The following is a 9,635-nucleotide window of genomic DNA, read 5'->3' as shown; positions in this document are numbered from 1 at the left end:
GGTTTGCTTTTACCGCCGCTCAGTAATGAATACTCTGCTTTGGCCGCCCATTCAAATCCCCATACAACACCTGTGAGCACGGCAAACAAGATGATCCAGCTGGCATAAAAACCCAGCACGTTATGCAGGTCATAGTTGAGGCGTTTGGGCGAGGCATCCCATTTCACCTTAAAGCTGGTTTTGCGGCGCGCTTTATTCCGCGGCCACCACAGTACAATACCGCTAATGATAATAACCAGGAAAGTGAGGGTGCCGTAAATATTCACTATATGGCCAATGGGCTGGGGCAGCCACAGGTACAGGTGTCCCAGCAGCGTTACGTAAAAGAAATCCTTGTACATATCTTTTACGGCCAGCACCTGGCCACTGTATGGGTTAATGTACACATTGTAATAGTAGGGGTTCTTTTTCCGCTCAAAGAACATCACATTCACTGATTCATCTTTGCCGCGCAGCATAATGCGGATGGGCTTTTTGCCGGGCAATTGTTTTTCGGCAATAGCTTTAAAAGCGGAGGCAGGCAAAAAAGGCCTGTTCTCCGCTTTTACTGAAAGGTAAGGTTGTGTTGCCTTTGTTAGCTCCGGCTGAAAGGTATAAATGGCGCCGGTAAGCGCAATGATCATCACTATCAGTCCTGCAATAAGGCCCAGCCACAGGTGCAGCCAGCCGGATATTTTCTTAAAGGTCATACATCAGAATTTAAAGGTTACACTCCCTGCAAAATTTCTTAAGGCCTGTGGCGCGCCATACAGGTCCCAGTTCTTACGGCTGCCTATATTATTCAGCTTAAGGTCAAAGCGCCATTGGTCCGTATCATAGAACAGGGATCCGTTCACGATGGTATAGGAAGGCATAAAATATTTGTTGTCCGTAGCCAGGTAAACCTTATCCACGTAATTGCCGCCGGCCGCAACTCCCAGTTTCTTCAGCGCACCGGGCAGGCGGTAGCTGATCCACACATTTACTACATTGGCCGGCGCAGCAGCGGCCTTATTGCCTTCAATGTTCTTATCCGAGGCCCGTATTATTTTGTTATCATTATACGCGTAACCGGCTATAATGCTCAGGCCTGTTACAGGGCTGGCTATTAATTCCACTTCCATGCCTTTGCTCACCTGTTTGCCATCCTGTATAGTGAACAGGTTTGCATCGGTGCGGGTGGCGTTATCAATGGTAATATTATAATAGCTGGCTGTCAGGTTCAGTTTCTTAGAGAAGGCTTCCATTTTTACGCCGCCTTCCCATTGATTAGCGAAAATAGGATCCAGCGCCAGCTGGCTGCCATCGGGCTGATTCACGGGCGCCATGTTCTGGAAACCGCTCATGTAGTTACCAAATACAGATACCTGGTCTTTTACCACTTCGTATACCAGTCCCAGTTTGGGCGCCAGGGAAGTTTGTTTATAAGCGTCTGTACCTTTTACGCCTTTGTAGTCAAAGCGGTCTGCCCGTAAGCTCAGCATGGCTATCAGCCGGTCGGTGATGTTCACTACATCACTGGCATAGGCGCTGAAGGTTCGCTGATCGGATACCGGGGAAGGCTGCATAGCGCCGTAGTTCAGCATAAACTGGTCTATCTGGGCTTTGCTCAGTGCAGTAAAGGGCCTGCGGATATTAATGGTATCTATAAAACGGTTGTTCCTGCTGGAAGTAGCGTTAAAGGTGCCATGAAAGTACCGGTAATTCACGCCGGCCAGCAAACGGTGGCGCAGCCGGCCGGTATGGAAAGTACCGTTCACATTCTGCTGAAAATTCGTGTAGTCATTATGGATAGGGCCGTAGATCAGCACATTTCTTGCTGCGGTAGTATCTGTAAGCCAGGTAGGATAGTACTGGTAGCTTTGAATAGCATTTTCACTAACATAGGAGAACAGGGTGGTAGTGCTCCAGTTACCGGAAATTTTGTATTGCCCCTGCAGAAAAAGCTTGTTGGCAAAGGCACGGGCATTGGCATCGTCCAGGTAAAGTGTCTGATCATACGGCAGCTTAATATCTGCAGGGTTAGTAATACCGGAGTTAGCGGCAGTGCGTGTGTACATTACCCGGGTTTGATCGGTGTACAGGTATTCCAGGTCGGCCAGCAGCGTAAGCCGGTCATTTACCTTGTACGATAAGCTGGGCGCTACCAGGTAAGCATTGTTATGCCCGTAATTCAGAAAGCTGTTCTGCCGGTTTACCGCTGTGTTCAGGCGGAACAGCACGGTTTTGTCCTGGTTCACGGGGGTATTAATATCAGCAGTAACGCGCTGTAAGCCAAAGCTGCCAAAGGTATAGGCGGCTTCGCCTTTAAAAGTGTCAAAAGGTTTTTTGGTCACCAGGTTCACCAGGCCGCCAAAAGAGGAAATAGTAGAACCGAACAAGGTACCGGAAGGGCCTTTGATCACTTCCAGCCGTTCTACGTTGCCCAGGTCAATGGAGGAGCGGCTGGCAATGGTTTCCATGCCGTTGCGCGCATTTACGCTGGTGGTAAAACCACGGGAGCTGATGGCCAGGCCTCCTGCAGGATACGTAACCGGCGCAGCGCCTACTGCATTACGCAGGGCTTCTTTAGCGTCCACTACCACCTGCTCTTTCAGCAGCTCTTTATTCACCACGGAATATACCTGCGGGTTTTCCAGGTTGGCGATGGGCATGCGGGCCACGTAGTCGGTATTTTTATTTACCAGCCTTCCGCGTGCGCTGCTAACCACTACTTCCTGTAGCTGGCTGCGGGACACGGTTAACCGGATAGATAGCTGAGCCGTTTTCCCTTCCTCTACCTCCACGGTTTGCTCAATAGTTTCATAACCGGTTAGGGAAACAGACAGGGTATAGCTGCCGGGTTTTAAACGGCTAAACGAAAAATGACCTTCCTCATTGGTGAGGGTGCCCCTGGATAATGATCTGATCTGAACGGTTACAAATGCAGCGGCCGTACCATCGCTGGTAGTAACTGCGCCGTGGATATTACCATTCTTTTCAATGTCCTCCCGCGCAAACAGCGGTGTATGTAAAACAATAATAAACAGTGTAATTATAAGAAATGATATACGGATAGGGGAATAGCTGAACATGACTTATTTGATTAGCACCGCAAAAATCAGGCATAAAGGCAAGGGGCGTTTACGCAATCGGGAGAATAACTTATGTAATTGGGAAAATCTGCTATGCCACTGCGGCGGCATTACTATTTTAAGGCAATTTTAGGGGAATAAAATAATTTATCAGACATATACTTGACATTCCTGAAACTGTTTGTATATTTGTCTACATAATCAGTAGACTAATAAAATTTACCACCACCAACTACTGGATCCCGCACGCGCTGCCCCACCAACAGCTACTGCACTTAGCAATAAATTAATTAAAACCAGCTAACAATGAAAAGGCAACTATGCCTGCCGGTATGCGCACAGCCGTACCCTATGGTGGTTCATGTAAGATTCCTGCACTTTCCTGCACAGCCGTGCTGTTGTTCCTGTAGCTGATAGCAGCCACCAGCGGTCATTTGTACCGCAATTCACACACACAACCATTTATATCAACTAAAGCATAACTATTATGGCAACTGTAAAGGGGCATTCCTATGTCCTGATCCCACTGTTATTACTTGTTTCATTATACACCCACGCACAAACGATTGTTAAGGGAAAAGTGGTGGACGCCGCTTCCAGGGAGCCCTTGCCAGGTGCTTCCGTGCGCATTACAGATATTAAAACCGGCACCTTAACTGATGCGCAGGGCAATTTTTCATTAAGCGCTACAAAGCCTTTGCCGCAAACCATTACCGTATCTTATGTAGGTTACCAGGTGCAGGAATTAAAGATCACCGGGCACGAGGAACCTGTAATATCCCTGCAGCCGCAGCAGGCCCTTTCCGAAGTAGTGGTAACAGCGGTAGGTATTAAAAGCACTACCCGTTCCCTGGGTTACAGTGTGGGCGAGGTAAAGGGAAAAGAGATCACTGCTGCCCGTGAACCCAACCTGGTAGCGGCGCTTAGCGGAAAAGTAGCCGGTGTGCAGATCAGCAACAGCGGCGGATCGCCCGGTGGTTCTTCTACCATAAAAATAAGGGGCAACAGCTCCCTGCTGGGTAACAATGCTCCGTTATTTATTTTAGATGGCATCCCGGTAGATAATTCCATACAGGATATTTCACCCATTAGCAACAATGTTTCACTGGCCACACCTTCTAACCGGGCCATTGATATCAACAGCGCGGATATTGCCAGCATTACCGTGCTGAAAGGCCCGGCTGCCGCGGCTTTGTATGGTATACGCGCTGCAAACGGAGCCGTGATCATTACTACCAAAAGAGGCAGCAGCTTAACAGAAAAACCGGTATCCGTTAGTTACAGCGGATCATTTACCGTAGATAAAATTAACCGCAGGATGCAGCCGCGGCAGAATATCTTTTCAAATGGTTTGGGAGGAAAGTACATACGGCCGGGCCTTACAGGGGCTGATGAGAATTGGGGCGCCTCGCTGGATACCTTAACTTACAGCAGCCAGCCCAGCGATTTTGACAAAAATGGTGTGATCGTAGGTAAGAGCGATCCGCTCTCCAACGGCATTCCCGTAAACCGCTATGATAATATCGACAACTTTTATGTGACCGGCTTAACCAATGATCATAACATCAGCCTGTATGGCAATACCGGCAATGCAGGTTACTATTTCTCTTATGGCAACCTGAAACAAACCGGTATTATTCCCACTACGGATTTTTACCGCCATACCTTTCGCTTTAATGGTGATTATAATGTAAACGATAAGCTGAAAATTTCCGGCGGTGTTAACTATATACAGGACGGTGCGCATAACCGTGCATTAATGGGTGGCTTTAATACCAACGTGGTACGCGCGCTCATGAACTCGCCCGCCAACTTTGATATTACCAACGGGTATAAGGATGCCTGGAAGCACCCGGAATCCTATAAGCTGGCGCCCACTGTGGCCAAGCCCTGGGGCGACAGCCGCTCCTACGCCAATGGTATTGGCTGGGATAATCCCTACTGGTCGCTGAACATGAACCCGCAAACCGATCAGCTGAACCGTTACATTACTTTTGCAGAAGCTACCTATGATGTAACCGGTTGGCTGAAAGCCACCGCCCGTTATGGGATAGACAACTATACCGATGTGCGTAAAGGCGCATTCAGCAACGGTACTTCCGGTATTGGCACCGGTACCATTAATGATGTGAACTTCCGCAGGAAAGATAATAACCTGGACCTGCTGCTCACCTCCCAGCATCGTTTATCCAACGACATTAACCTTACTGCAGTAGCCGGCTATAACTATTACAGCTCCTGGAAAAATCAGCTCAATACCCGGGGCGATGGGTTAACTATTCCCGGTAACTTCAATATCTCCAATGCATCCTCTGTACAAACCATTGACCAAACCATCCGCAAAAAGCTGGTGGCTGGCTATGCAGATGTAAAGCTGGAATACAAGCGCTGGCTATACCTGGAGCTTACCGGCCGTAACGAATGGACCTCCACACTGGCAAAGGGGAAAAATGCTTTCTTCTATCCCTCCATAGGTTCCAGCCTGGTATTTACAGATGCCTTAAAGTTGAACAGCAAGCTGCTCAACTTTGGTAAGGTACGCTTCACGTATGCGCAGGTAGGTAATGATGCAGATCCTTATTCATTGCTTACCTATTACATACCCACTACCACCGGTGGCTGGATCCAGAGCAGCCTTAGCTTTCCCTTTAACGGGCAGCAGGGTTTAAGCTATAGCAGCGCCATTGGAAACAATGAGCTGAAGCCGGAACGCATCAGCACATGGGAAGCCGGTGCGGAGCTGCACTTCTTCAGCGACCGTACCATCCTGGATGCGGTGTATTATTATAACAGCAGTAAAGACCAGATCATACCCGTTTCCCTGCCTTATTCCACCGGCGTAGCCAGCACACTGGCCAATGCAGGTAATATTGTTAACCGCGGTATTGAAGCCTCTTTGCAGCAGAACATCCTGAAGGGGAAGAATTTTTCGTGGAATGCTACGGTGCTGTTCAACAAGAACATTAGCCTGGTAAAATATATTAACAGCAGTATTTCCAACGTGAGCTTAGGCGGTATCTGGATGGAGGCACGCGGGCAGGCAGGCCAGCCCTATGGCGTGTTTTACGGGATAGATGTAACAAAGGATGCAGCCGGTAAAGTGGTCATTGACGATAATCCGAACAGCGCTAACTACGGCTATCCCTTAGTGAATACTTCATTCACAAAGATCGGCGATCCCAATCCCAATTTTAGCCTTGGGCTTAAGAATGAATTTAAAGCCGGTGCTTTTACGTTCTCTTTCCTGCTGGATGGGCGTTTTGGGTTCGACATCTTTAATGCGCCCCGTTTGCAGATGGTGTTCAATGGGGTAGATGCTTCTACTGCCAACCGCGGGCAAACCACGGTATTTGAAGGCGTGAACAGTAAAGGTGCGCCCAACACCATACCGGTAGAGCTGTCGCAGGCCTGGTACCGCCGCACCTTCAGCATACAGGGTTTATATGTGGAGCATGACCTGTACTGGGTGAAGCTGAAAGATGTGAACCTCACCTACAACCTGCCGGAAAGCTTGTTGCACCCCACCGGGATCTCTGCCGCCAGCGTAACCTTAACGGCCCGCAACTTTTTGCTCTCCACTAATTACACCGGTAGTGATCCGGACCTGGGTACCCGCAATGGTTTGTCCAACTTTTCCGGCATTGATTTCTGGACCACGCCTAACACCCACAGCCTGGGTGTAGCCTTAAACGTTACTTTTTAAAATTCAGGTATGAACAAGCGCTTATACACAATATTGTTTTCGCTGTTGCTGTTATCAGCCTGCGATCTTACGGATACCAACATCAATCCGAATGCCTCCTCTGAAGTATCGGTAAGCGCCGTGCTTAGCGGCGCAGAAGTTACACTGGGATTTAACACAGGTGTGAATGCGGGGCTGATCGCCAACATTTACATACAGCAGGTAGCCGGCGCCAATGGCGATGCTGCTTCCTTTGATAACTATACTACATCCCCCAGTTATTTCAACAGTACCTGGCAGGGGTTTTATGCCGGTGTGCTGGATGAGCTGAAGATCATTAAAGCCACTGCAAAAGAAAAGCAGCTGCCTTATTACAGTGGTATCGCACGCGTGCTCTCCGCTTATTCCTACGGCACGCTTACAGATCTTTTCGGGGATATTCCTTTTTCCGAATCACTGGGTGGTAATGTGATCACCAACCCGGTGTATGATAAGCAGGAAACAATTTACCCTGCCCTGCAGCTGGAGCTGGATTCCGCCATACGCGAGCTTTCACAGCCGGCTACCGATAATAAGGGCGCGGTACCTTTTAATGATGATGTGATCTTTAAAGGCGATGTAAGTAAATGGATAGCTACTGCCTGGACGCTGAAAGCCCGCTATGCCATTCACCTCAGTAAACTGGACCGCACCACGGCCGCTCAACAGGTATTGGCTAACCTGTATAATGGCAGCGTGTACCGTGGTATAGCAGATTATACGGCCGATGCGCAGGTAGTATTTGGGGCAGCCACTACCAATGCCAATCCTTTTTATCAGCAAAATACCAACCGTCCCGGGTGGATAGGATTGGGCGCTTCTTTCGTGAATTTATTGAATGGCAACAGTGTAACAGATGCGCCCACAAAAGAAGAGGGGCTGTTTGTAGATCCGCGCCGTGCTGCTTTTGCCACCCAGTCGCCGGCCGGCAGCAATAAATACCGGGGCAGCGCACCCGGTGTGCCAGGTGCATTTTCCGTGATAGGTAGTTATTATGGCAGCGCTACATCGCCGGTAGTGCTTATCAGCTTTACGGAAGCTAAATTTTTAGAGGCAGAGGCCCGCCTGGTATTAAACCCTGCTGACCCGCTGGCGCAAACTGCGCTGGAAGCAGCTGTAAAAGCCTCCTTTGCTAAAATAGTGCGGGCCGGCGATGCATATGCAACGCCAGAAAAACAGGCTGCTTATATAACGGCAAAGGCTACACTTACCGGAACGCCGGAAGCTAAGCTGGAAACCCTGATAACGCAGAAATACATTGCGCTGTTCCTGCAGCCCGAAGTATGGAGCGATTACCGCCGCACCGGCTACCCGGCCATTCCATTGGCAGCCAATGCTACCAGCAGCGCCAACCCACAGGGCCAGATCCCGCGCCGGATCCCGTACCCGGGAAATGAGCAGTCGCTGAATAAGAATACCCCGGCTGGTTCCGGCTATCAAACACCCCGTCTTTGGTGGGATCATTAACACTATGCTTTCAAACACGTACACACTAACAACATGAGCTATTATAGAACACAATTATTCATTCTTACCCTGGTGTTTGGTTACCAGGCGCAGGCCCAGTATAGCCCGCAGCCGGCCTTTAAAGGAGTGGCCGGTAAAACCCTGTCGGAAACACGTGCAGGTAATACTGTCTTTAATCCCGTAGCGCCGGCCGGTGCGCCCAACATTGTTTATATTCTGCTGGATGATGTGGGTTTTGGCGCCAGCAGCGCTTTTGGCGGCTTAGTGGAAACCCCTGTCTTCGATAGCCTGGCTAATAACGGCCTGCGCTATACGAACTTTCATACCACGGCCATTTGCTCGCCTACCCGGGCGTGCCTGCTTACGGGGCGCAATCATCACTCCGTTAATGTACCAACGGTAATAGATGCGGCCATTGATGCGCCGGGGCATAACGGCTACATGCCTTTTGAAAAAGGCACCATTGCAGAAATAGCCCGCGAAAACGGTTATAACACTTTTGCAGTAGGTAAGTGGCATGTAACTCCCACGCCGGACCTCACGCCTGCAGGGCCTTTCAACCGCTGGCCTACCGGCCGTGGGTTTGATCATTTCTTTGGCTTTATGGCCGGGGAAACAGATCAGTACACCCCCATGCTCTGGGAAAACACGCAAAAAGTAGAGCCGGACCTGCACGGACAGCACCTGACAACTGTATTGGTAGATAAAGCCATTGAATATATTGCCGGTCAGCAATCCGCCGCCCCCAATAAACCCTTTTTCCTGTACCTGACGCCGGGCGCCACACACGGCCCCCACCAGGTAGAACGGAAGTGGATAGATAAGTACAAGGGCCGTTTTGACGCAGGTTGGGATCATTACCGGGAAGCGGTGCTGGCACGGCAAAAGAAGCTGGGCATTATCCCGGATAGTGTAACCCTGCCCGTTGGTAATACCGGCGTAAAGCCCTGGGATTCCCTTTCTCCTGTAGAAAAGAAAGTGTTTGCGCGTTTCTTTGAAGCCTACGCAGGTTTTCTTTCCCACACCGATTATGAGATAGGGCGGCTGATCCATTACCTGAAAGACATTCACCAGCTGGATAATACGCTTATTGTATTAATGATAGGCGATAACGGCGCCAGCAAGGAAGGCGGTTTAACCGGCCATGTATACGGTATTAATGAGTACATAGATCAAAGCTTGTTTGAGGAAAAGTACGAAGACCGCATCCAGGAAATTGCACGCCGCTATAATGATATCGGCACCTCCCTTACCGGCCCTAATTACCCGGCCGGCTGGGCGCAGGCCGCCAACACGCCTTTCCGCTACCTGAAGCAGGATGCCAACAGTGAAGGCGGCACCCGCAACCCGCTGATCATTTTTTATCCAAAGAAGATCAAACAACCCGGCATTCG

General features: G+C 49.7%; 5 protein-coding genes. 3 read left to right on the top strand and 2 right to left on the bottom strand.

All coding sequences use genetic code 11. The features are described from left to right. The coding region (locus tag VIM87_RS10970) for a PepSY-associated TM helix domain-containing protein (protein WP_331997035.1) at window positions 1-689 on the bottom strand (689 nt) is incomplete at its 3' end. 3 nt (window positions 690-692) lie between these two features. Continuing rightward, a complete protein-coding gene (locus VIM87_RS10965; RefSeq protein WP_331997034.1) occupies window positions 693-3,053 on the bottom strand; it encodes a TonB-dependent receptor in 2,361 nt (786 codons plus the stop codon). 487 nt (window positions 3,054-3,540) lie between these two features. On the opposite strand from VIM87_RS10965, the gene VIM87_RS10960 reads away from it, so the two are divergent. From VIM87_RS10960 to VIM87_RS10950, 3 genes are all read left to right on the top strand, one after another. Further along, a complete protein-coding gene (locus VIM87_RS10960) occupies window positions 3,541-6,756 on the top strand; it encodes a SusC/RagA family TonB-linked outer membrane protein (RefSeq protein WP_331997033.1) in 3,216 nt (1,071 codons plus the stop codon). A gap of 9 nt (window positions 6,757-6,765) precedes the next feature. Further along, window positions 6,766-8,241, top strand: a complete 1,476-nt coding sequence (locus VIM87_RS10955) for a SusD/RagB family nutrient-binding outer membrane lipoprotein (protein WP_331997032.1) — start codon at window positions 6,766-6,768, stop codon at window positions 8,239-8,241. 33 nt (window positions 8,242-8,274) lie between these two features. After that, window positions 8,275-9,635 (top strand): sulfatase-like hydrolase/transferase (locus VIM87_RS10950; protein ID WP_331997031.1); only part of this gene is annotated, 1,361 nt, incomplete at its 3' end.

Source organism: Chitinophaga sp., assembly GCF_036569125.1.
Classification (GTDB): Bacteria; Bacteroidota; Bacteroidia; order Chitinophagales; family Chitinophagaceae; genus Chitinophaga.
This window is presented reverse-complemented; position numbering and strand designations above follow the sequence as displayed.

Coding starts and splice junctions, on each gene's coding strand:
- VIM87_RS10965 (WP_331997034.1), bottom strand. CDS start 3,053: ATGTTCAGCTATTCCCCTATCCGTATATCATTTCTTATAATTACACTG.
- VIM87_RS10960 (WP_331997033.1), top strand. CDS start 3,541: ATGGCAACTGTAAAGGGGCATTCCTATGTCCTGATCCCACTGTTATTA.
- VIM87_RS10955 (WP_331997032.1), top strand. CDS start 6,766: ATGAACAAGCGCTTATACACAATATTGTTTTCGCTGTTGCTGTTATCA.